The organism is Rahnella sp. P4_A8 (genome assembly GCF_056402435.1).
This window is the reverse complement of the sequence record NZ_JBFUHK010000044.1, coordinates 1-22,925: the sequence shown is the minus strand read 5'-3', so window position 1 is coordinate 22,925 and position 22,925 is coordinate 1. Positions and strand designations below refer to the sequence as shown.

Annotated in this window: 22 protein-coding genes; 9 read left to right on the top strand and 13 right to left on the bottom strand. The window is 52.3% G+C overall.

The annotated features are described in order from the left end of the window. Positions 1–2: 2 nt before the first annotated feature. Genes AC1DUO_RS18225 through AC1DUO_RS18200 form a run of 6 tightly spaced genes read right to left on the bottom strand, consistent with a single transcriptional unit; the run spans position 3 to position 6,538 of the window. Entirely contained in the window at positions 3–917 is a 915-nt protein-coding gene (locus tag AC1DUO_RS18225; RefSeq protein WP_119262177.1) for a DUF1861 family protein, read from the bottom strand. Further along, positions 914–1,975: a glycoside hydrolase family 130 protein gene (locus tag AC1DUO_RS18220; RefSeq protein ID WP_112197615.1), complete on the bottom strand. Its 1,062-nt coding sequence runs from the start codon at positions 1,973–1,975 to the stop codon at positions 914–916. Before AC1DUO_RS18220 ends, AC1DUO_RS18225 begins: the two co-directional genes overlap by 4 nt. Next, positions 1,962–3,512, bottom strand: coding sequence for an alpha-amylase family glycosyl hydrolase (locus AC1DUO_RS18215; protein ID WP_112197616.1), 1,551 nt, complete (start codon positions 3,510–3,512; stop codon positions 1,962–1,964). Before AC1DUO_RS18215 ends, AC1DUO_RS18220 begins: the two co-directional genes overlap by 14 nt. 12 nt (positions 3,513–3,524) lie before the next feature. Next, positions 3,525–4,349: a carbohydrate ABC transporter permease gene (locus AC1DUO_RS18210; RefSeq protein WP_041673250.1), complete on the bottom strand. Its 825-nt coding sequence runs from the start codon at positions 4,347–4,349 to the stop codon at positions 3,525–3,527. A gap of 53 nt (positions 4,350–4,402) precedes the next feature. Next, on the bottom strand, positions 4,403–5,272 hold the full coding sequence (locus AC1DUO_RS18205) for a carbohydrate ABC transporter permease (RefSeq protein ID WP_477988214.1): 870 nt from the start codon (positions 5,270–5,272) through the stop codon (positions 4,403–4,405). Positions 5,273–5,275: 3 nt separating this feature from the next. Further along, entirely contained in the window at positions 5,276–6,538 is a 1,263-nt protein-coding gene (locus tag AC1DUO_RS18200; RefSeq protein ID WP_112197608.1) for an ABC transporter substrate-binding protein, read from the bottom strand. 267 nt (positions 6,539–6,805) lie between these two features. Here AC1DUO_RS18200 and AC1DUO_RS18195 point away from each other — a divergent pair, with 267 nt between their 5' ends. The 3 genes from AC1DUO_RS18195 to AC1DUO_RS18185 are packed head-to-tail and all read left to right on the top strand — an operon-like array spanning position 6,806 to position 10,368. Then, complete coding sequence (locus AC1DUO_RS18195) at positions 6,806–7,840, top strand: LacI family DNA-binding transcriptional regulator (RefSeq protein ID WP_112197609.1); 1,035 nt, start codon at positions 6,806–6,808, stop codon at positions 7,838–7,840. Positions 7,841–7,894: 54 nt separating this feature from the next. Then, on the top strand, positions 7,895–9,259 hold the full coding sequence (locus tag AC1DUO_RS18190; RefSeq protein ID WP_477988208.1) for a phosphohexomutase domain-containing protein: 1,365 nt from the start codon (positions 7,895–7,897) through the stop codon (positions 9,257–9,259). A 32-nt stretch (positions 9,260–9,291) separates the two neighbouring features. Then, positions 9,292–10,368, top strand: a complete 1,077-nt coding sequence (locus AC1DUO_RS18185) for an ABC transporter ATP-binding protein (RefSeq protein ID WP_119262176.1) — start codon at positions 9,292–9,294, stop codon at positions 10,366–10,368. A gap of 49 nt (positions 10,369–10,417) precedes the next feature. Here AC1DUO_RS18185 and glpT read toward each other — a convergent pair whose 3' ends face one another. The 3 genes from glpT to AC1DUO_RS18170 form a co-directional block, all read right to left on the bottom strand. Further along, positions 10,418–11,770 carry a glycerol-3-phosphate transporter gene (glpT, locus tag AC1DUO_RS18180; protein ID WP_013577484.1) on the bottom strand — a complete coding sequence of 451 codons (1,353 nt, stop codon included), beginning with the start codon at positions 11,768–11,770 and terminating at the stop codon, positions 10,418–10,420. 238 nt (positions 11,771–12,008) lie between these two features. Then, positions 12,009–12,575, bottom strand: a complete 567-nt coding sequence (locus tag AC1DUO_RS18175; RefSeq protein ID WP_013577480.1) for a DcrB family lipoprotein — start codon at positions 12,573–12,575, stop codon at positions 12,009–12,011. Positions 12,576–12,700: 125 nt separating this feature from the next. Then, positions 12,701–13,372, bottom strand: a complete 672-nt coding sequence (locus tag AC1DUO_RS18170) for a 7-cyano-7-deazaguanine/7-aminomethyl-7-deazaguanine transporter (protein ID WP_013577479.1) — start codon at positions 13,370–13,372, stop codon at positions 12,701–12,703. 238 nt (positions 13,373–13,610) lie between these two features. Here AC1DUO_RS18170 and tusA point away from each other — a divergent pair, with 238 nt between their 5' ends. Continuing rightward, entirely contained in the window at positions 13,611–13,871 is a 261-nt protein-coding gene (gene tusA, locus AC1DUO_RS18165) for a sulfurtransferase TusA (RefSeq protein WP_013577478.1), read from the top strand. Positions 13,872–13,889: 18 nt separating this feature from the next. On the opposite strand, the gene AC1DUO_RS18160 is transcribed toward tusA, so the two are convergent. The 4 genes from AC1DUO_RS18160 to rsmD form a co-directional block, all read right to left on the bottom strand. Then, a complete protein-coding gene (locus AC1DUO_RS18160) occupies positions 13,890–16,244 on the bottom strand; it encodes a zinc/cadmium/mercury/lead-transporting ATPase (protein ID WP_119262175.1) in 2,355 nt (784 codons plus the stop codon). Positions 16,245–16,356: 112 nt separating this feature from the next. Beyond that, complete coding sequence (locus AC1DUO_RS18155; protein WP_013577476.1) at positions 16,357–16,983, bottom strand: lysoplasmalogenase; 627 nt, start codon at positions 16,981–16,983, stop codon at positions 16,357–16,359. A gap of 209 nt (positions 16,984–17,192) precedes the next feature. Next, a complete protein-coding gene (locus tag AC1DUO_RS18150) occupies positions 17,193–17,471 on the bottom strand; it encodes a DUF1145 family protein (RefSeq protein ID WP_013577475.1) in 279 nt (92 codons plus the stop codon). A gap of 1 nt (position 17,472) precedes the next feature. After that, entirely contained in the window at positions 17,473–18,084 is a 612-nt protein-coding gene (gene rsmD, locus AC1DUO_RS18145; protein WP_013577474.1) for a 16S rRNA (guanine(966)-N(2))-methyltransferase, read from the bottom strand. A 226-nt stretch (positions 18,085–18,310) separates the two neighbouring features. On the opposite strand from rsmD, the gene ftsY reads away from it, so the two are divergent. From ftsY to AC1DUO_RS18120, 5 genes are all read left to right on the top strand, one after another. Further along, positions 18,311–19,792: a signal recognition particle-docking protein FtsY gene (gene ftsY, locus AC1DUO_RS18140; RefSeq protein ID WP_119262174.1), complete on the top strand. Its 1,482-nt coding sequence runs from the start codon at positions 18,311–18,313 to the stop codon at positions 19,790–19,792. Between the two features lie 5 nt (positions 19,793–19,797). Continuing rightward, the gene (ftsE, locus tag AC1DUO_RS18135) at positions 19,798–20,460 is read left to right on the top strand and encodes a cell division ATP-binding protein FtsE (RefSeq protein ID WP_013577472.1); all 663 of its coding nucleotides are present in this window, start codon (positions 19,798–19,800) and stop codon (positions 20,458–20,460) included. Further along, positions 20,460–21,440, top strand: a complete 981-nt coding sequence (ftsX, locus tag AC1DUO_RS18130; protein ID WP_013577471.1) for a permease-like cell division protein FtsX — start codon at positions 20,460–20,462, stop codon at positions 21,438–21,440. The genes ftsE and ftsX overlap by 1 nt, the downstream gene beginning before the upstream one ends. 317 nt (positions 21,441–21,757) lie before the next feature. Continuing rightward, a complete protein-coding gene (rpoH, locus tag AC1DUO_RS18125; RefSeq protein ID WP_013577470.1) occupies positions 21,758–22,615 on the top strand; it encodes an RNA polymerase sigma factor RpoH in 858 nt (285 codons plus the stop codon). Positions 22,616–22,733: 118 nt separating this feature from the next. Then, positions 22,734–22,925, top strand: a 192-nt coding sequence (locus AC1DUO_RS18120; protein WP_477988201.1) for a transposase domain-containing protein, incomplete at its 3' end; no start/stop codon positions are given.

Here is a 22,925-nt window from a genome sequence, read left to right as displayed (position 1 = left end):
CGTTATAGGAAAGGATTATTAATTCCAATCCATTGCGCTTCACAGTCACTGGTTCCGCAATATAACCGGGGCACGGATGACTCAGTAATGCAAAGGCCGCCGGGGAAAATAACGTCTTCAAGATCAGCACGTTTGGCGGCTCCGGGTTTGAACTGGTTGCGTTCAGCGATGATTTTCAGCGCTGTCCGGTGATACGTCTGGTAGTTGAAAATGAACGAGCAGGCGTAATAGTTCCGGTGCCCCTGCGCATCGAAACGGGCGATATGTCCCAGCACACCGATCTGGTGGCCATCCAGAACATAAGCTGCGTTCACGCCGCACCATTCTTCGGCGGCGACCTGTCCCTGCAACAATGTCGCCTGAGCTATCTTGCCCAGGGTCAGAGCCTCCAGTGAATCCAGCAGAATATAGCCGATGGTACCCCGTCCGCCGGTTTCACCCTGCGGACGGGTAAACAGTAATATTTTTCCGTCCGGTAAACCCACCGGACGGATGTCTTTCATGCCCTCAGGCCCGATAAAAAATGGGCGCAGGGAATACAAATCGGTCCCCCGGTACAGCACGGTTTTCCAGCGCAGTCTCCCGCTGGTGTCATCCGCCGGTTCAACACTCACCCCGCCAAAAATAAACTCCCCGCCGATCCGGGCAAAAAACGGATCCTGTAGAGCGAAGACCGGCGCGTCGGGCAGTAATTCGCACTTGCGGACGCCATCAAATGCAAAAAATTTTACCTGTGATAACTCGGAGTTTCTGGGCTCGACACGGGCCGCAATGACCGAAGTATCACCGCACTGAAACGGAGCGGTCAGGTTATAAACATCGTCGTCTCCTGCGCCGGAGAACTGGATTTTTTCTCCGGCGGGTACCGGCAATTTCAGAGTACGAAATTGCCGGAGTAATGTTTCAACCCTGCTCACAGCGGTAATCCGAGATGCGCCCATAAGGCATCGAGCGGCATTGTCGCCAGCCCGATACATTCATCGGCCGCGCCGTAGTAAATTTTCAGCAAATCCTGTTCCAGCAATGCGCCGCAGGTGAACACCACGTTGCCAAAGAATCCTTCTTTCTCATATATCGCTTCAGGCTGTAGCAGCGGCACTGGAGACCTGGAGAGGATGTTGGACGGATTATTCAGATCGAGCAGCATCGCGCCGAGGCAATAACGCTGGTCTTTATCCACGCCGTGATAAATCTGCAACCAGCCGCGCGTCGTTTTCATCAGCGGTGCGCCACCACCCAGCTTCAGCGCATCCCAGTCGCCGGAAGCACTGCCGAGTAAATGGCGATGATTGCCCCAGTGCAGCATGTCCGGTGATTCACACATCCAGATCTCCGGCTTACCAAAATGTTTGGGTGAAGGACGGGTCAGCGCCTGATATTTGCCGTTAATTTTTTCCGGGAAGAAGCAGACATCGCGGTTATCGGGGCAGAAAATCACGCCTTGTTTTTCTACCGTGACAAAATCGGTGGTCGTCGCCAGCGCGGTGGAAATGCCATACGGCGAAATGGCCGAATAGTTGATGTAGTAAACGCCATCGATCAGCGTAATTCGCGGATCTTCACAGCCAAATTGTTCGTATTGCGTATCAGCGGTCAAAAAGGGCTGTGCATCAACACTAAAATCTTCGCCATTCTGACTACGCGCTAACCGCAGATGCGACATGGAGGTCAGCCAGATCACTGAAGGGTCAGCTTTCAGCGCAATCATTCTCGGGTCGCTGAAATCATAGGCCGGGTCGTCACGTCGAAAACGTTTCGTGCCCGCCCGCCAGACGTTTTGCTGGTTCACCAGAAGCGGTACTTCCAGACAATTAGCATCCGTTGAGATCACGCTTTCCGCGACACGAAGCAACAGCAGGGTTTCACCCTGATACGAACATACGCCTGCGTTAAAAACACAATCGACCTTCCAGCCGGGCTGGGAAGGTGCAACGTCAGCAGGTGCTAACAGCGGATTTTTTTCACTTCTGAGCATTTTCATGGTTTACCTTTTTGATAAGAATTTGGTTTTTTTCCAGCAGCGGTTCATCCGTGCCAAACAAGACTGAATTGCCGTCGGCATAGCCCACGTTGACGACAGGCGGACCGAAATTGATCATCACTTCCAGACATTCCACACCCAGCTGGCGGCGGAAAATCAGGCATTGCTTAAACAGCGTGAGGTACTGATAGTGGCCACGCTGAAGGGAAGGGTGTGTATTTCTTATGTGGATCAGCTGCTTATAACGGGTCAAAATTGATTGTGAGCACTTACTCTCATTTTCGACGTTAATCTGGCTTTCACGAGCATCGGCTGGCGTCCACGGGACAGGTAAACGAGAGGCATCGCGGCAGAAAGGTAATGCATAAGTAAGCGCTTGCTCCTCATGCATGCCCTGTGAAATAGCGGTGTGATAGTGCGTGATTCCCTGAATATCCCGCATCTGTTGCAAATTCTGCGGGACAAAATCGGTCATGCCGATTTCTTCTCCCTGGAAGATAAAAGGCAAACCCCGGGCGGTCATTTGCAGGGCAAAAACGGCTACAGCGCGGGGAATATCGCGGGGTGATTCACCGAAACGGCTGATCATGCGTGACATATCATGGCTGGAGAAAAACAGTGTCGGTAAACCGGAGAGTGTGTTTTCCATTGCCTGTATTTCGGCGAAGATCGCTGCAATATCGAAGCGTTTCTGGCTGCCAAGGTTGAAATTGAACACCACGTCCAGCAACTCTGTGCCCTGATAAGGTGCCATTGCCGGTAATTCATCACTGCCCACTTCGCCAATCAGCAGGAATTCACCTTGCGCACGGATATGGCGACACAGGCGATTCACCACGCTGAGCACACCGGGCTGATTGATATCTTTATCATGAGGGGGCTCTGCGCCTGCCTCAACGGGTGGATGATCTTCCCCGATACCGTCAGTGGTCAGAAAATTAATCACGTCAAACCGGAAGCCGTCGACGCCGCGCGCTATCCAGAAATCGAAGATTTTTTGGATCTCATGCTCAACGGCGGGATTGGACCAGTTCAGGCATACCTGTTGAGGCGAGAATTTATGGTAGTAACTGGCCGTCCCGCCGGGTTCCTGCGTCCAGGCTGAACCGCCAAAGAAAGAGGTCCAGTTGTTGGTTTGCTCACGAAAGAAAAAGAAGTCACGGAACGGACTGTCCGGCTGACGGAGCGCCGCCTGAAACCACGGATGCTGGTCCGAAACGTGGTTAATCACCACGTCGATGACCAGCAAGATATCGCGCTGATGACAGGCCGCAATCAGTTCATCGAAAAGGTCTACTGTGCCAAAGCGCGGATCGACGGCGCAGTGATCACTGATGTCGTAACCATTATCCACCAGCGGAGAGGGATAAAAGGGGGTGATCCAGATGCCGCCAATGCCCAGCTCAGCCAGATAATCCAGTTTAGAAACCAGCCCCAGGAAATCGCCTAATCCGTCAGCGTTACCGTCGCAGAACGAGGGTAAATACACCTGATAAAATACCCGGTCCTGCCATGTTTTCAGGTTGTCCATCATTCAGGCCTGTTATTTAAGTGAAAGCGACATCCCTTCCAGGAAATGCTTCCTGAAGAGGATAAACAAAACGACGATTGGTAAGGTTTGCACTACCGAACCCGCCAGTACCGGGCCGACATAAATGCCATAGGATTTACTGAACGTTGCCAGCAGCACTGAAAGCGGCATTTTGTTGGCATCCTGCATCACAATCAGCGGCCAGAGGAAATTGTCCCAGGCGCTGGTAAAAGTAAAAATCGCGACGATAGCCAGAATCGATTTGTTGAGGGGCAGCATGACATGGAGCAATATTTTGATAAGACCGGCATGATCTAACCTTGCGGCATGAATATAGTCATTTGGCGTGCCTTTAAAACTCTGCGAGATCATAAAAATCCCCCAGCCATTCATCACAAACGGTAAAATAAGGGCGCCATAGGAATTAATCATGCCGAGTTCACGCATCAGCACGAAATGCGGAATAATAAACATGAAAGCCGGAAAAACCATTTGCAGGATAAGCAGGTTTTTGAAAATATCCCGGCCTTTAAATTCCATTTTTGCCAGCGCATAACCAATTAAACAGGAACTCAGCGTGACGCATACCGTTATGGTTAATGTAATGAATATGGAGTTAAACAATGTGCGCAGAAAGGGTTTTTCCGCTTTACCGGTACCATCAAACAGGAAAATATAATTATCGAATGACAGCGGGCCGGAAAAAAGAGATGTCGTATAAATATCGGCTGTATTTTTAAACGAACCGATTAACATCCACAAATACGGATATAACCAGGTGATGGCCAGCGCAAACATCAGCAGGTGGATCGCCACGGAGCTGATTGTTTGTTTCAGTAAAAATTTTTGTACAGGAGCGACGGCTCCCGTCTCCACAGATTGTGTCTTCATCATACGATCTCGATTTTCTTTTCCAGACACCGGCGCAATATCCAGATCAATGTGAAACTGAACAGCGCGACAATAATTGACATGGTAGCGGCCCAGCTTGGCTGCATCTGCCGGAAGGCGGCTTCATACATCACCACCATTGGCGTGGTGGTGCTTTTCAGCGGACCGCCTCCGGTGATGAGATAGGGTTCGGTGAAAATACTGAACRCTACTGTGATCGCGAGAACCAGCACCATGACTATCTGGGCATTCATCAGGGGCAATGTGATATGCCATATTTTTCCGAGGCCCGTGGTTTTATCGAGATCGGCGGCATCGTAAATATCTTTGGGAATAGTAATCAGCCCGGAATAAAAAATCAGGCCGTAATAGCCGACAAATTTCCAGGTGATAATAAGGGCAATCGATAACATGGCGAAATTCGGATGGGTGAACCACGGGACGTTAACGCCAAACATGTCCATCAGGAACGTATTTATCGGTCCTGTTTCACTGAACAGTTTGGAAAATACAATGGAATACGCCACGCCGGATGAAACATTGGCGAGCAGGAAGCTCAGGGCAACAAACGCTTTGCCATATTTTATTTTTCTTAATCCGAACGCGAATAATAATGAAGACACCAGGACAATGGGCAGATAGTAAGCCAGAAATTTAAATACGTTATACATCGCCGTCCAGAATAAGGGATTCTGCATGACGGCGATAATATTCTTCACGCCGTTAAAAGACGGTGCGCCAATAAATTTCCAGTCAGTAAAGCTCAGCACCGCCAGCCAGAGAAAAGGATAAAGCCAGAATACCAGCGAATATCCGAGGTAAGTGGAGGCCAGAAGGCCTCCGAGTGATGACTCTTTCATTTTTATCATCACTTACTGCTCCAGCGTTTTGTCGATCTCTTGTGAGGACGCCTGAATCACCTCGGGTATCGGGCTATTTTTAAACACCAAATTTTCAATCATTTGCGTCATCGTCCGCTGGACTTCAACGGTTTTAGTGACTGGTGCTGGCGGAACCGCTTTCGACACGTAGGAGGCGATCGCATTAACCAATGCGTGCTGTTGCAGATACTCTTCAAAAATCGGATTACTTTGCAGATCTTCCCGGGCAGGCGGCATGCCGGTGAGTTCCAGCCAGCGTCGGTCATGTTTAGGATCGCTGTATACCCATTGAATAAACTTCCAGGCGTCGGCCTGCACTTTTGATGTACTGAACATCACGATCCCTTTGCTGTCAGCCATGGTGGCAACGCCGGGTTCGCCGGTTTGTGTCGGCATCGGGCCGATACGGATGGTTTTTAACACTTCGGGAAATTGTTTCTGATAGCGGTCGATATCCCATGGACCACGTACCGCGCCCAGCACGGTTCCCGCTGCCAGCGGATCGTCTGCGGCGGTGAAGTCGTAGCTGGTCCATTTGTTCGCAAACATTTTGTTGAGGAAGGTGAGGGTCTGTTGTCCGGCTTCGTTATCAAAGCTGGATTTGTGATCCTGAATATACGGGCTGCCCTGAGAGGCGGCGTAATACAGCGGAATAAAGTCAAACCAGCGATCCCACCAGTTTTTGCCGCTGGTGATTTGCAGACTGTAACCTTTCTGGTTTTGCGTTATCCGTTCTGACAGCGTGTAAATCTCATCATAGGTGGTCGGCACATGATCAAAACCTTGCTCAGCCAGCAGATCGCTGCGCCACCAGTACACGACCGGGCTGATATAAATCGGGATAACATTTTGCTGCCCTTCGAACTGCCATGATGCCATGGCTTTCCCCATATGTCGGGTTTCAACCAGTTCCTGAAAACCGGGCATTTTGGCGTAGTCATTGAGTTGTTTAAGTTCAGATAACTGTTTCGCGAAGCCGATAAAAATATTGGTGGATATATCGGGCTCAGTGCCTGATGCCAGCGCGTTCATAATGGCTTCTTCAGAGCTCCCCGCAGCCGGTATTGGCGTGAATTCCACCTTCCTGTTGGCCGGATTACTGTTCCATTCTTTTACCACCTCGCCCCAATACACTTCCTGAGTAACATTAGGCGCTATCCACATTTTAATGCTGGTTTGATCTTTCTCCTCAGGCCCGCAGCCCGAAAGAAATAACGTGATACCTGCAAGTGCAGCCAGTTTCATTATTTTCATGCTGTATCCTATTTCCATTAGGTTGTTATTAATAATTCATCATTATATTTAATAGTTATTTATATTATATTTTTATGAATGGACTTCTATTTTAAACGCTAGCATGGACATACAATCAGTAAACGTTATTACGGTCACAGAAATGATTTTGTTTAACGTTAAACTTTATTTTATATATTCATTGCAATAGCCTGTTTTCTGTGAGTATATATTGGCGAATTAAGGGTTTTTCAGACGGGGGATTTCATTTATTCAAAGCATTCAGGAGTGTGTAAACTGAGTAAGATAACCTTAAAGTCGATTGCCCGTGAATTAGGGGTGACGCATACGACGGTGTCGAATGCATTTAATAATCCGGGAAAGTTATCTGAATCCTTAAGAAAACGAATAATTAATTATGCGCATTCCGTTAATTTCTACGGCCCTGATAATATCGGGCGCGCATTACGTACCGGCAGGTCGGATGCGATTGGCATTATCTTCAATGACACGCTGAGTTATGTTTTTACTGACAGCCATGACGTGCAGCTCATGCAGGGCATCGCGGGTGAATGTGACCGGAAAGGTGTCAGCATCATCCTGATCCCGTTGCATAACGGACAGGGCGCGCGGGCCAGTGTGATTAACACTGCGGTAGATGGCTATATCCTTAATGCGACACACAATAATGACCAGATTATCGCTAAGGCATTGTCAAAAAATCTGCCTGTGGTGACCACGGATTTTAAAATTCCCCCGCACAGCAGTGTCTCCATTGATAACTACCGGGCGATGAGGGAAATTTGCCTGCACCTGCTGGAAAAAGGACACCGTGAATTCGGCATTATTTCATTTCCTTCACTGCAGGGGCGTAAGGGTGTCGTGCCATTGAGTCAGGATATTTCAGGCGATAATGACGTTATGATCACCCGGGTGAAATCTTGCGTGGAGACTTTCCGCGAATGGAATATCGAACTCGATAATTGCTTTCTTTGTGAAACAAGCCATCACGAGATGTTTGGCGAAATAGCCGCGCAGGAATTACTTAAAATAAATCCGGGAATAACCGCGTTTATTTGCCTGTCTGACCGCTTTGCGCAAGGTGCGATTAATTATTGCCGGCAGGCCGGGTTACGTGTTCCGCAAAATATCGCGATTACCGGATTTGATAATATTCCCCGGCCAGAGAATGAAATCGGGCTCACTACCATTGCCCAGGATCCGGTTAGAAAAGGTGAGATAGCCGCGGCCTTGCTGCTGGAGGGGAAAAATAATATTCACTTCGACCTTGAGTTTACGTTAATTATACGTGGTTCTACCTGATTCCCGGTGGGGCCATAAAGACGCAAGTACTTATGTCTATTTTCAGGATGAAATATGGCCTTATTAAGGTGTTTTAAAGCTTACGATATACGCGGTGTTTTGGGCAGCGAATTAAACGAGGATATTGCTTACCGTATCGGTTGTGCATTTGCGCATTTTTATCGCCCAAAACGGGTGGTGCTGGGCAGTGATATTCGCCTGACATCACCGGCTCTCAAGCAGGCCGTTGCGCGCGGACTGATGGATCAGGGCTGCGGCGTGATTGATATTGGTATGACCGGCAGCGAAGAGGTGTATTTTGCCACCCGTTCCCTGCAGGCTGATGGCGGAATTCAGATCACCGCCAGCCATAATCCGGACAATTATAACGGTATGAAGCTGGTAGGACGGGATGCAAGACCTGTCAGCAGCGAAAACGGTTTACACGATATTCAGGCACTGGCCGAAAATCATCTGTTTTCGGCGGTGGCCCAGCCCGGTTCGTATCAGCAGCTTTCAAACCGCCGCGCTTATCTGGATCATCTGCTTAGCTATTTAACGTTACCGTTCGGACGGCCGCTGCGGGTGGTGGTTAACGCAGGAAACGGTGCGGCTGGCCCGACGCTGGATGCGCTGGAACACGCCTTTCTGGCACGCGGTATTCCCCTTACGCTAATAAAAATTCACCATGAGCCGGACGGCACTTTCCCCCACGGTATTCCCAACCCGATGTTGCCGGAAAACCGACTGGCGACATGCGATGCGGTGCGTGAACATCAGGCGGATTTGGGCATTGCCTGGGACGGTGATTTTGACCGTTGCTTCATCTTTGATGAACAGGGTGAATACGTTGAGGCGTATTACATTGTGGGATTGCTGGCTGAACTGTTTTTGCAACGCTCGTCCGGCGAAAAAATCCTTCATGATCCGCGTCTGGTCTGGAATACCCGCGACATTGTCAGCGCCAGACACGGTATCGCCATCGAAACCAAAACCGGCCATGCCTTCATCAAAGAAAGAATGCGCAGTGAAAACGCTATTTACGGCGGTGAAATGAGCGCCCATCACTATTTCCGCGATTTTGGTTACTGCGACAGCGGGATGATCCCGGCCTTGCTGGTACTACAACATCTCAGCCAGTGCAGCCGGAAAATGTCCGGACTGATTGCTGCCCGTAAAGCCCTTTTCCCGGTATCCGGCGAAATCAATATCTCCGTCAGTCAACCCGCTGAGGCCATCAGCCGTGTCCGCGACCATTACCAACATCTGGCGCTAAGTACCCGCCAGACTGACGGGCTGAGTATGGAATTCRATAACTGGCGGTTTAATTTACGCGCTTCCAATACTGAGCCGCTCCTGCGCCTCAACGTCGAAACCCGACAATCCACCGCGCTGTTAGCTGAAATCACCGGAAAACTGCTCGCCCTTGCCGGGGCGTAACCGCTCATCTTTTTCTTTTAAAGGACAACGTTATGTCAGGCTTAACACTCAAAAATATCAAAAAATACTATGACAAAACTGTCGTGATCCCCGATTTGTCTCTGGAGATCCACTCCGGTGAGTTTTTGGTACTGGTCGGTCCGTCAGGGTGCGGGAAATCAACGTTACTGCGCATGATTGCCGGGCTGGATGCGCTGAGCGACGGGACTATTCACATTGAAAAAACTGATGTGACGGATTTACCCGCCGGGAAGCGCGGTCTGTCGATGGTATTTCAGTCCTACGCGCTTTATCCGCACATGACCGTCAGACAGAATCTGGCATTTGGTCTGAAAAATATCCGCACGCCGCCGGAAGAAATTGCCCGACGCATAAGCGAAGCGGCCCTGATCCTGCGGCTGGACGACATGCTCGACCGGTTACCGCAAAATCTTTCCGGCGGACAGCGTCAGCGCGTCGCTATCGGGCGTTCCATTGTTCAGCAGCCGAAAGTTTTTTTGTTTGATGAACCGCTGTCGAACCTTGATGCCGCGCTGCGTGTGCAGATGCGTCAGGAAATCAGTCAGCTCCATGCCCGTCTGAAAAACACCATGATTTACGTGACCCACGATCAGGTCGAGGCCATGACACTGGCGGACCGGATCGTGGTGCTTAACAAAGGTCACATTGAGCAAATTGGCACGCCGGTTGAGCTGTATAATTGCCCGGCCAGCCTGTTCGTCGCCGGTTTTATCGGTACGCCGAAAATCAATGTGATCCCGGCACAAGTCGTCGGCCGCCAGCTGAGTATTGACGGCCAGCCGATGTACCCGCTGGAGGATAAATTCCCGGCGGCGCAGGATGGACAAATGGTGTCGCTGGCCATCCGCCCTGAGCTGTTGCGCCTGAATGAAGTGACGGATCATGCATTTGAAGTTTTGGTTGATTTCACTGAATTGCAGGGTGATTCCACGCTGGTATATGCGTGCGTTGGTGAGCACATCCTGAAAATGAAATCGTCGAAACAGCTCTCCTTTGCTAAAAACACACCGCTCAGGTTCGGGTTTAATGCTGCCAGTGTTTTACTGTTTGATGAAGCAGGCAGGCGCATCCTTCCCGACGCCGCGTAAAAACAAAAAAGGCACCTTCCGGTGCCTTTACGACGAAGATAAATCAAAGTCAGATGTTTTTAGCCAGCTGCGCTTTGTGTTTGTTTTCACTCAGCATGGTCAGTAACAGCAACAGAACAGCCAGCACACAACCGGCGATCATCACGATAAAGCCACCGTCCCAGCCAAAATAATCCACGGTATAACCGACAATGGCGCTGGCCGCGACCGAGCCGCCCAGATAACCAAACAGTCCGGTAAAGCCTGCGGCGGTACCGGCTGCTTTCTTCGGTGCCAGTTCCAGCGCATGTAACCCAATCAGCATCACCGGCCCGTAAATCAGGAAACCGATGGTGATCATACAGGCCATATCAATACCCGGATTGCCGACCGGATTCAGCCAGTAAACGACGGTAGCGATAGTCACCAGCACCATGAAGAACACGCCGGTGGCACCACGATTGCCTTTGAAAACTTTGTCCGACATCCAGCCACACAGCAGCGTGCCGGGAATGCCAGCGTATTCATAAAGGAAATACGCCCACGAGGATTTATCCAGCGCGAAATGCTTCACTTCTTTCAGATACGTTGGTGACCAGTCGAGAATGCCGTAACGCAGCAGATAGACAAAGACGTTAGCCAGTGCGATATACCACAGCAATTTGTTCGGCAAAATGTACTGCATGAAAATCTGTTTCGCCGTCAGTTCCTGCTCGGCGGACTCTTTCACATAGTCCGGCGGATAATCGTTTTTGTATTCTTCAATGGGCGGCAGACCACAGGATTGCGGTGTATCGCGCATGGTCATGAAGGCAAACACCGCCAGCAGAATTGCGCCGAAGGCAGGCATATACAGCGCTGCATGCCAGTCGTTAAACCACGCCATACCGAGCAGGAACAGCAGCGGAGGAATACCGCCGCCGACGTTATGCGCACAGTTCCACACCGACACCACGCCGCCGCGTTCTTTCTGCGACCACCAGTGCACCATCGTACGTCCGCACGGCGGCCAGCCCATGCCCTGGAACCAGCCGCACAGGAACAGCAACACAAACATGATGGCAATGCTTGAGGTTGCCCACGGCACGAAGCCCATAAACAACATCACGGCCGCCGCCAGAATCAAACCAGCGGGCAGAAATACGCGCGGATTCGAACGGTCAGACACCGAACCCATGATGAATTTTGAGATGCCATAAGCAATGGAAATCCCGGACAGTGCGAACCCTAAGTCTCCACGGGAGAAGCCCTGATCAATCAGATAAGGCATGGCCAGCGCAAAGTTTTTGCGCACCAGATAGTAGGCCGCATAACCGAAGAAAATCCCCATGAAGATTTGCCAGCGGAGACGGCGGTACAGCGGATCGACGTGAGCCTCATCAACAGGAGCTTTGTGGGGCGCGGGTTTAAAGATACTGAGCATAAATGCCTCCGATGGCATAAATCAGGGCGGACTCATCATGAGCCACGGACGAAATGGCGGAGCCAATGTGTTCCAAAACGAACATCATTTTAGCCATTCGCGCACAAACGAACTGTGATTTATGACGGAAATGTTACATTTTTATTACAGAGGGAGGCGATTTTGTGAGCGAGGGTGACAATAAGAAACAAAAAAAGCGGAGACTAAGCTCCGCCTGATATTTTCACACGGTCTGAAATTATTGAATTTTCAGTGTGCTGATAATGGCTTCCGCATCGGTCTGCGCCTGCTGCTGATTATCAGCAGGCAGAGTAATTTGCAGGGTCAGCAGATGGCTGTCGACCTTGCCCAAAACGATAGACGAATAGGCTTTCTGACCAGCAGAAGTGATCACGCTGTCGTACTGCTGCAATGTCTGGCCGTTGACCTGAATAGATTTATTGGTGACGACTTGCAGATTGGTATCGCGCGCTTTTTGCTGATCCTGTAAACGACCCGCCAGAACGTCCAGTGATTCCGGGGTGTTATCACCCAAAATGACAATCACCGCTTTCTGCCCGGTGCTGTCTGCATACACGTGCATATTATTTGCCTGTGTGCCCAGTTTACCGCTCTGGTCGCTCATTCCCTGCGGCAGGGAGAAGGTGACTTTGCCGTCCAGCAGGCTGACCGGCGTGGTGGCTGCCGTGGCTGCGGCCGCTGGTGCGCCTTTATCTGCGGCAGGTGCATCGGTCGACTTACCGTCACACGCAGCCAGACCGGCGATCAGTACTGCCATTCCCATCATTTTCGCGATATTACGCATCGGGCTTCCTTAAGTGGCCTGTTCACCAGGCTTACATGTTGACTTAACAGCCTTTATGGCAACCTATTCAGGCCACAAATGCAAGTCAGATTATGGCGCGATTTGTGTCTTCCCGGCGACCCGGTTTAGTGCGCACTGATAGCGGAATGCGGGTTGTTTCCTTGTGCTGATAAACGCTTAAGCAGCATATTCAGCAGCATGCCGTACATCGGCAGGAAGAACACCAGGCAGATCAGCACCTTGAAGGTGTAATCCACCATCGCGATTTCTACCCAGTGCTGTGCCATAAAGGCATCGCTGCTTTTGTAGAAAGCGATAAAGAAGAAGGACAGGGTATCGCTGATATTGCCGAGGAACATCGAGGCGACCGGTGCTATCCACCAGCGGCGGTTCTGGCGCAGGCGGTTAAACACATGAACGTCAAGAATTTGCCCCAGCACATACGCCATAAAACTGGCGGTGGCGATACGCGCGACCATGATATTCAGGCTGCTGAGCGCTTCCACGCCTTGCCATTGCGCTTCAAAGAATAACGCCGAGATGACATAGGAAATGGCCAGTGCAGGCACCATCACGGAAAGTATAATCCGTCGTGCCAGCGGCGCGCCAAATATACGGACGGTCAGATCGGTAGCCAGAAAAATAAACGGGAAAGTGAACGCGCCCCAGGTGGTATGGAAACCAAAAATGGAAACGGGTAACTGAACCAGATAGTTACTGGAGGTGATGATGGCGATGTGGAATAGCGAAAGCCATATCAGCGCGGAAAACCGCTGCTGAGCAGTAAAAGAGTACATATATGTGACCTTTTTTTATGAATAAATTGGGGTGAGGGAACCCAAGAAAATTTTTACTTTCGCACCCGTAATGGCGTGCGGCGCGCATAGTACCTGTTTGCGCACCGTTTGCGCAACAGGTCTACCGGTTAATTTTAGCGCAATGAGCCGTGTTTGTTGCGCCAGAAAACCAGCGGGTTAAACTATCCGCCTTTGCCAAACAACCGCCCATTCACGTATGTAGATGTTGAGACACGAAATGACCGACCCCTTTATCAATCCTGACCATCAGCTTGATGCGTTGGGTCTGCGTTGCCCGGAGCCAGTGATGATGGTTCGTAAAGCGGTACGCACCATGCAAGACGGCGAAACGTTATTGATCATCGCCGATGATCCGGCGACGACCCGCGATATTCCCGGTTTCTGCCGTTTTATGGAACATACGCTGCTGGCGTCGGATACCGAAAGCGTGCCGTACCGCTATTTGCTGTGCAAAGGGTTGGCAGAAAAACAGGGCTGATGGCTCAGCCCGTGTTGTTTATTTCGATTTATTGCGCAACAGCCTTAACGCATTGGCGGTCACCAGCGCCGTTGCGCCGGAATCCGCCAGCACCGCCAGCCACAATCCGGTCAATCCCATCAACGTGGTGACCAGGAAAATCGCTTTCAGCCCCAGCGCAATCGTGATGTTCTGACGGATATTCGCCCGTGTAGCACGCGAAAGGCTGATCATCTGCGCCAGCCCGCTCAGGCGGTTATGCGTCAGTGCCGCATCCGCCGTTTCCAGCGCGACGTCCGTTCCGCTTCCCATCGCAATACCGATAGTCGCGGCTTTCATGGCGGGCGCATCGTTAATGCCGTCACCGACCATGGCTACCGGTTTCAGTGCATTCAGCGCGGTGACCGCTGAGACTTTATCCGCAGGCAGTAAGCCCGCACGGAAATCAATGCCGAGCCGGTCAGCGATGGTTTTCGCCGCCCGCGGATTGTCGCCGGTCAGCATGACCGCCGACACGCCGAGCGCTTTGAGTTTCTGCAATGCCTCGGCCGCGTCATCCCGCAGACGATCCTGCATGGCAATCAGCCCGATCGCGTTTTCTTCCTGCAACACCACCACCACGGTTTTTCCGCTGGATTCCCAGTCAGTAATTTGCGCAAGGGTTTCAGTTGTCAGGCTGTTTTCAGCCACACTTTTCGGTGCCAGCACCTGAATTTTGCGGCCTGAAACGAGGCCTTCCACGCCGGAACCGGCCAGCGCGCGGCGATCCTGCGCCGTGAGCGGTAGCGGATTACTGGTTTTTGCACGGGCCAAAATCGCCTGCGCCAGCGGGTGATGCGAACCTTCTTCCACCGCTGATGCCAGACTTAGTACTTCGCCTTCGCTGGCCCCGTTCAGCAGTAAAACGTCGGTAACTTCAGGTTTGCCTTCGGTCAGCGTACCGGTTTTATCCAGGGCAACGGTTTGAATCAGCGCCAGCTGTTCCAGCGCTGCACCGCCTTTGATCAATGCACCCTGACGCGTGGCCGCTGCCAGCCCGGACGTAATCGCTGCTGGCGTCGAAATCACCAGCGCACACGGACAGCCAATCAGCAGCAGCGTCAGCCCGCGGTAAATCCAGGTTTCCCACGATAGCCCCATCGCCAGTGGCGGCACGATAATCACCAGCAACGACATCAGCATAATGACCGGCGTGTAATAGCGGCTGAAAGTATCGAGGAAACGCTCGATCGGCGCACGGCGTTCATCGGCTTCTTCAATCAGTTGCAGGATGCGGTCAATGGCGCTGTTGCCCGGCGCGGAAGCCACTTCGAGGCGTGCCAGCCGGTCAACGCACAGGCTGCCTGCAGGCACTTTTTCACCGGCCAGATGATCCACCGGAACTGATTCGCCGGTCAGCGCGCTTTCGTCGAAACTGGCGGCGCTTTGTAAAACAGCGTCGGCAGGCAGGCGTGCACCTGCTGCGATTTCAATGATATCGCCGGGACGCAAGCTGCTGACCGGCACGGTTTCAGATTTGCCATTCACAATGCGGACAGCGGTATCCGGGATCAGCGCCATCAGCGCTTTTACGCCGCTGCGTGCCCGGCTGGAGGCAAAAGCCTCAAGGCGTTCGCCCACCATAAACAGCAACAGAACCATGGCGGCTTCGGCTGTCGCACCGATAAAGAGTGCGCCGATCGCGGCGATACTCATCAGCGTTTCGATGGCGAATGGCGAACCGGCGCGGGTCTGGCGAATCGCCTGACGCAGTACCGGCCAGAGCCCGACCAGTGTCGTGGCGATAAACGCGATGTTACCCATCTGCGGGTTGAAATGATCGAGCACCCAGCTCAGTAGCATCAGAACCGAAAGAGCGATCAGCGGCAGCGCTTCCTGCAAACGGGAAGGTTCGGCGGTGGGTTTTTCCTGCGGTTTGTCGAGCGATTGCAGGGTAAAACCTGCGGCGGTAACGGCATTTTGCACGTGTTGGGTGATATCAAAACCTGCATCAATCACCAGCTTTTCAGTAGCGAACAGCACTTTAGCGTGGCTGATACCATCAATACCTGAAACGGCTTTTTCAATTTTTCGGGCACAGGCAGGGCAGTCCATACCTTGTACTTTCCAGCTGTATTGCTGACTGCCGGAAAGCGGTGAGGCGGGTTCGTCTTCGCCCGGCGAACCTTCGGCGTTGCCATCGTCCGATGTATGTGAGTGCTCACCTGTTTTTGGCGCACAGCAGCTGTCAGTGGTGGAGCAGGCGGAAACCGCCAGCGGGGGTTTTTCGCTACAGCAGCCAGCCGGATGTGTGCCGGGCTGCGCAATAGCGCCAATTTTGTTGATACGCAGTGCAGGGGTATGTTTGCCCTGACATCCGCAGCGACAGGTGTTGTTTTTTTGCAGTGGGATCATAAAGCCTCCGGTTCGAAACCGAGTGGAATTACCCCCAGTGTAAACGTTGGAGTCGGCTCTAAGGTCAACAAGTATTTTATCAGCGGAACCAGAACGGTTCCGCTGTGGGATATTACAGGTATAACGACCGGACTATCAGGAAGTGCCCGCCGAAATAACAGGCGGCAACCAGCGCGTCGGCGGCGCGGAAGGTGAAGCGGTATCGGCTGAGCAGCCAGAAAATATTCCCCAGCAGTAACAGCGCTGCGCCGCAGAACAGCGAAAACGCCATGTCGGTACTGCGGGCAAAATACTGTTCGCCAGCCAGCCAGACCATCAGCAGGGTCATGGCGATGTAAGTGGTCACTGGCCATCGCAGCTCCGCCAGCCGTGTCCAGATCACTGCGAGAAGTATCGCCCCGATGATCAGTAACGTCAGCGGCAGCGGCCAGAAGAAGGTGATGGTCATCTGGCTGGCGAAACTCAGCGTATACAGCAGATGCGACAGGAAGAAGGCACCGATGGCGTACATGAAGCGTTCTTCAGGCAGCAGTAACAGGCTGTCTGCCACCAGTGTCGCCGCCAGACCCAGTAAGATCAGATAGCTGTAAACGTTGAGTGTCGGCGCCTGCCAGGCCAGCAACAGCAGTAATAGTAAGGTGACGGGTTTAAAGACCCAGCGCTGCCAGCGCGGGCCACGATAGCTGGCGTCAACGAACAACCAGCCAGAGAAAAATACAGCGAGGAATGGCCAACTCATTGTTTATCCTTTTATATTTCAGAACAGAACATAAAACCGATGTCAGGGTCTGCTTGCGGGAAAACACATCCTGTTTTCCTGAACTTGCTTTCAGTGTAGGAGAGAGAGCATGGCGGCGACAATCAGAAATCCCCGTAACGGCGGGTCTGATGAATGTTGGTTTAGGATAGGGGGAATTTACGGCGCAGGGCGCGCCGTAAAAGCGGGGATTACTTTTTGGCTGGCAACGGAGGCTGTTTTTTCTGCCACGCCATCAGTTCGAAGACGCCGAACAGGAAGATGCGGGTTTGCAGCCACGGCCCGATGGTGTCCTTTTCCTTGCCCTGCGTGGCTTTAAGCAGCATCACCTGCAGGCCATGCATAAAGAACATGAAGACAATTGCCACGTCTAAAAAGTATTTGATCGGCTTCGGGAACGGGTGGATCAGGTTAAACGCGAGAAAAGCCCAAATACATAACATCAACAACCGACCAATATTGATCAACATCTTACTGCTCCTGTTCTGGTGAGCCGGTTTCAGGCGTCACATCGCGATGATAAAGACGATAAGCAACTTGTCCGGCGACTTTCTCACGGTGTAAGCGCCAGCGGGCAGGCACATCCAGCGTGTCATGTTCGGCTTCTGTTTCGACATAAATCCAGGCTTCATCGGCCAGCCACTGGTTTTGCTCCAGCAGGTTCAGGGTGTCTTGCAGAATGCCTTTGCGGAAAGGCGGATCGAGGAAAACCACATCAAAGGCGCTTCCGGCTTTTGCCAGCCAGTTCAGGGCATTGACGTTAAATACTTTCGCATCACTGGCGTTTAGCAGCGCCAGGTTTTTCTCTAACTGTTGCGCAACCGGGCGCTCAAACTCCAGCAATGTCGCGCTGGCCGCATAACGTGACAAGGCTTCCAGACCGAGTGCGCCGCTGCCTGCAAAACAGTCCAGACAATGTGCGCCCTGTAAAACTGGCGCAAGCCAGTTAAACAGCGTTTCGCGCACGCGATCGGTAGTCGGGCGCAGCCCCGGGCTGTGAGGGACCGGAAGTTTGCGTCCGCGCCATTGTCCGCCAATAATTCGGATCTGGCCTGCGGCGGGCGTGTTGGGTTTCTTTGCCATAGTTCGCTTGTGTCATCCAAAGCCGTCGGGCTTCGTTGCCTATCGTTTGGAGGGCTATTCTACCGGTGTGCGGGCAATGGGCAAATGTTTAACATTGTCGATTGAAAAACCAGCGGAATTCAATACGCGGGCGTGTTGCCCGCAGGGGAAAGTGATAGACTGCCTGACCATAACCCTATTAATAATCCGTTCGCCAGTCATTAACGGCGAGGAGTGAAGTTGTAAAATGGCAAAAGATAAAAAACGCGGTTTCTTCTCCTGGTTCGGTCGTGGCCGTCAGGAAGAAGAGCAGCAGAAGGAAGAAACACGCGAAGAACAGCCGGTTGTCGAAGAACAACTGACGGAAGAACCGGCAGTCCCGGTAGCTCGCGAGGCTGTTGCAGAACCTGAAGTTGAAGCAGAAACTGAAACTGAACCGGCCGCACACGTTCAACCTGAGCCTGAAATTGAACCCGAGCCATTTGTTGAGCCGGAACCGGAAATTGTACCCGAACCGCTGACAGAGCCTGAGCTGGAAGACAAACCTGAACCGGTTCGCGAGCAGGCCGCCGCTGAACTGGCAGAAGAAATTGTTCACATCACTGAGCAGGTTGCCGCGCAGCCTGCCGTTGTTGAAGATATCGCTGAAGACGAATTTGTTGAATCGGCAGAAGAAATTGCCGAAGATCTGCGTCAGGACGCCATTGATTCGATTGATGATTCTGTCGCTGTGGAAGAACCCTTACCTGTGGCGCTGGATCCGATTGTGGTGCTGCCCGCCGGTGAAACCGAGCAGGAACGCCCGACCAAAGAAGGGTTCTTCGCCCGTCTGAAACGCAGCCTGGTCAAAACCAAGCAGAATCTCGGCTCCGGTTTCGTTGGTCTGTTCCGTGGTAAGAAAATCGACGACGATCTGTTTGAGGAGCTGGAAGAACAGCTGCTGATCGCCGACGTTGGCGTCGAAACCACCCGAAAAATCATTACTTCACTGACTGAACATGCCTCGCGTAAGCAACTGAAAGACGCAGATGCGCTGTACGGCAAGCTGAAGGAAGAAATGTCCGAAATACTGGCGAAAGTTGACGAGCCACTGGATGTCAGCGGGAAAACCCCGTATGTCATTCTGATGGTTGGCGTAAACGGTGTCGGTAAAACCACCACCATCGGTAAAATGGCGCGCCAGTTTGAAGCACAGGGTAAATCTGTGATGCTGGCAGCAGGCGACACCTTCCGTGCCGCAGCCGTTGAACAGTTGCAAGTCTGGGGTCAGCGTAACAAGATCCCGGTGATTGCGCAGCACACCGGTGCCGATTCCGCGTCGGTTATCTTCGATGCCATTCAGGCGGCGAAAGCCCGCAATATCGACGTGCTGATTGCTGATACCGCCGGGCGTTTGCAAAACAAAACGCACCTGATGGAAGAGCTGAAGAAAATCGTCCGTGTGATGAAGAAGCTCGACGAAGACGCACCGCATGAAGTGATGCTGACGCTCGACGCCAGTACCGGCCAGAACGCAGTGAGTCAGGCCAAATTATTCAACGAAGCCGTCGGGCTGACCGGGATAACGCTGACTAAACTGGATGGCACTGCGAAAGGCGGCGTGATCTTTGCCATCGCCGATCAGTTCAGCATTCCGATCCGTTACATTGGTGTCGGTGAAGGTATCGAAGATTTAAGGCCGTTTAAGGCAGACGATTTTATTGAGGCACTTTTTGCCCGAGAGGATTAATACGGATGATTCGCTTTGAACAGGTCAGTAAAGCTTATCTGGGCGGACGACAGGCGCTTCAGGGCGTCAATTTTCATATCCAGCAAGCAGAAATGGCATTTCTGACCGGACACTCTGGCGCGGGTAAAAGTACCCTGCTGAAGCTGATTTGCGGCATAGAGCGTCCGAGTGCCGGACACATTTTGTTTGGCGGTCATGATATCAGCCGCCTGAAATCCAGCGAAGTGCCGTTCCTGCGTCGTCAGATCGGCATGATCTTTCAGGATCACCACCTGCTGATGGATCGTACCGTGTATGACAACGTGGCGATGCCGCTGATCATTTCCGGTGCAAGCAGTGAAGATATCCGCCGCCGCGTGTCGGCTGCGCTGGATAAAGTCGGATTACTGGATAAAGCGAAGAACTTGCCAATCCAGCTTTCCGGCGGTGAACAACAGCGTGTGGGCATTGCCCGTGCGGTGGTGAACAAGCCCGCAGTGCTGCTGGCGGATGAACCGACCGGTAACCTCGATGGCGAATTGTCGGAAGGCATTTTGCGTCTGTTCGAAGAATTTAACCGCGTCGGCGTTACCGTGCTGATGGCGACGCATGATGTGGGTCTGATTGCCCGTCGTAATTACCGCACGCTGACGCTGAGTCAGGGGCGTATGTCGGGAGGGGTGTACTAATGGCGAACAGTCCGAATCCGGCTAAAACCGCAAAAAGCGCCCGTGCCGCAAAAAGCAAAGCGTTGCAGGGCGGCTGGCGTGAACAGTGGCGCTATGCCTGGATGAACGCGCTGGCTGACATGCTGCGTCAGCCGCTGGCGACGCTGCTGACGGTGATGGTGATCGCCATTTCCCTGACGCTGCCGAGCGTGTGTTATCTGGTGTGGAAAAACGTCAGTACGGCGGCGGAGCAGTGGTATCCGACGCCACAACTGACCGTTTATCTCGATAAAGCGCTGGATGATGACGCCGCAGAAAACGTGGTCAAAACCCTGAAAACCGAAGCGGGCGTGGATAAAGTTAATTATCTGTCCCGTGAAGAGGCGATGGGTGAATTCCGCAACTGGTCAGGCTTTGGCGGCGCAATGGATATGCTGGAGCAAAACCCGTTGCCAGCGGTGGCGATCATCACGCCTAAAATGAATTTCCAGGACTCTGCGACACTCAGCACCTTGCGCGACCGCGTGGCGGCTGTGCATGGCGTGGATGAAGTGCGGATGGACGACAGTTGGTTTGCCCGTCTTGCGGCGCTGACCGGTCTGGTCGGGCAGATTGCGGCGATGATCGGCATTCTGATGGTGATCGCCGTCTTCCTCGTTATTGGTAACAGTGTGCGACTGAGCATCTTCAGCCGCCGCGATACCATTAACGTGATGAAGCTGATTGGCGCGACCGATGGCTTTATTTTGCGGCCGTTCCTCAACGGTGGCGCGATGCTCGGTTTCACCGGTGCATTGTTATCACTCATCCTCTCGGAAGTGCTGGTGTTGCGGCTTGAGAGCGTGGTGACGCAGGTTGCGCAGGTCTTCGGCACCACCTTTGACCTGCATGGTCTGGGCTGGGACGAAAGCCTGTTACTGCTGATCGTTTCCGCGATGATTGGCTGGATTGCCGCCTGGCTGGCGACGGTTCAACATTTACGGCGATTTACACCACAGTAGTGATAATTTGCTATAATGTCCCCCTGCGGCTCAGTAATTGTGTCTCAGGGGGAAGCTGTTTCAGGTCAGCCCGCCACATCATTTTCCTGCTTTCCCCGTAATGGCACAAATTCACTATCCAATAGTCAGTCTGTCACTTACAGTCTTCAGACTGTTGAATCTTTCCGTGAACTTTATGTAAAATTCGTGGTCGTAGAGCAGCGAATATGAAGGGCTCGGCGTTGCTTTGTTGTCGCCTTTAAGGCCAGCAATGTCGCGGTATCATCCCGCAGCAACGTGGTATAAAACCTGCATTACGTCATACATGAGAGGCTTTAATGACCAAAGAAATGCGCACTTTAGCATTAGTACCCCAAGGTAGCCTGGAAGCCTATGTTCGGGCGGCCAATGCCTATCCTATGCTCACCGCAGAGGAAGAACGGGCGCTGGCTGAACGGCTGCATTACAACGGTGATCTGGAAGCAGCGAAAGAGCTGATCCTGTCTCACCTGCGCTTTGTTGCTCACATTGCCCGCAACTATTCAGGCTACGGTTTGCCTCAGGCAGACCTTATCCAGGAAGGGAATATCGGCCTGATGAAAGCGGTTCGCCGTTTTAATCCGGAAGTCGGTGTCCGTCTGGTATCCTTTGCCGTGCATTGGATCAAAGCGGAAATTCACGAATATGTGCTGCGTAACTGGCGCATCGTGAAAGTCGCTACCACCAAAGCGCAGCGTAAGCTGTTCTTCAACCTGCGTAAGAACAAACAGCGTCTGGGCTGGTTCAGCCACGACGAAGTCGAGCACGTCGCCCGCGAACTGGGTGTGACGAGCAAAGATGTGCTGGAAATGGAATCACGCATGGCCGCACAGGACATGACGTTTGATCCGACGCCGGATGATGAACCACGCGACGGCGCAGCGATGGCACCGATGCTGTATCTGCAAGACAAGAGTTCTGACTTTGCAGAAACTATCGAAGAAGATAACTGGGATCAGGACGCCACCGACAAACTTTCCTCTGCAATGGAAGGTCTGGACGAACGCAGTCAGGATATCATTCGTGCCCGCTGGTTAGACGACGAAAACAAATCGACCCTGCAGGAGCTTGCCGATAAATACGGTGTGTCTGCAGAACGTGTTCGTCAGCTGGAAAAGAACGCGATGAAAAAACTGCGTATGGCGATCGAAGCCTGATCCCCGCAACGCAAAACGAAAAAGCGACCTTCGGGTTAATGCCGATCGTTTAAGGATCAGTTGACCGATCCGGTGGCTCGTGTAAAAAGGGTTCATGCTCATCATGGACCCTTTTTAAATGGAACTTTCACAAGCTCTCGGTATTATCAATCTCACTGCCCCCGATGAAGTTCAAAGCCTCGCTGACCTCCTGTCTCCTGACCTCATTCAGCAAGCTTTTTCTCTCACTGACACCGTCACCCTACGCAAGCGTAAACTCCCCCTCGAGTCCATGGTCTGGCTGGTCCCTCGAGTCCATGGTCTGGCTGGT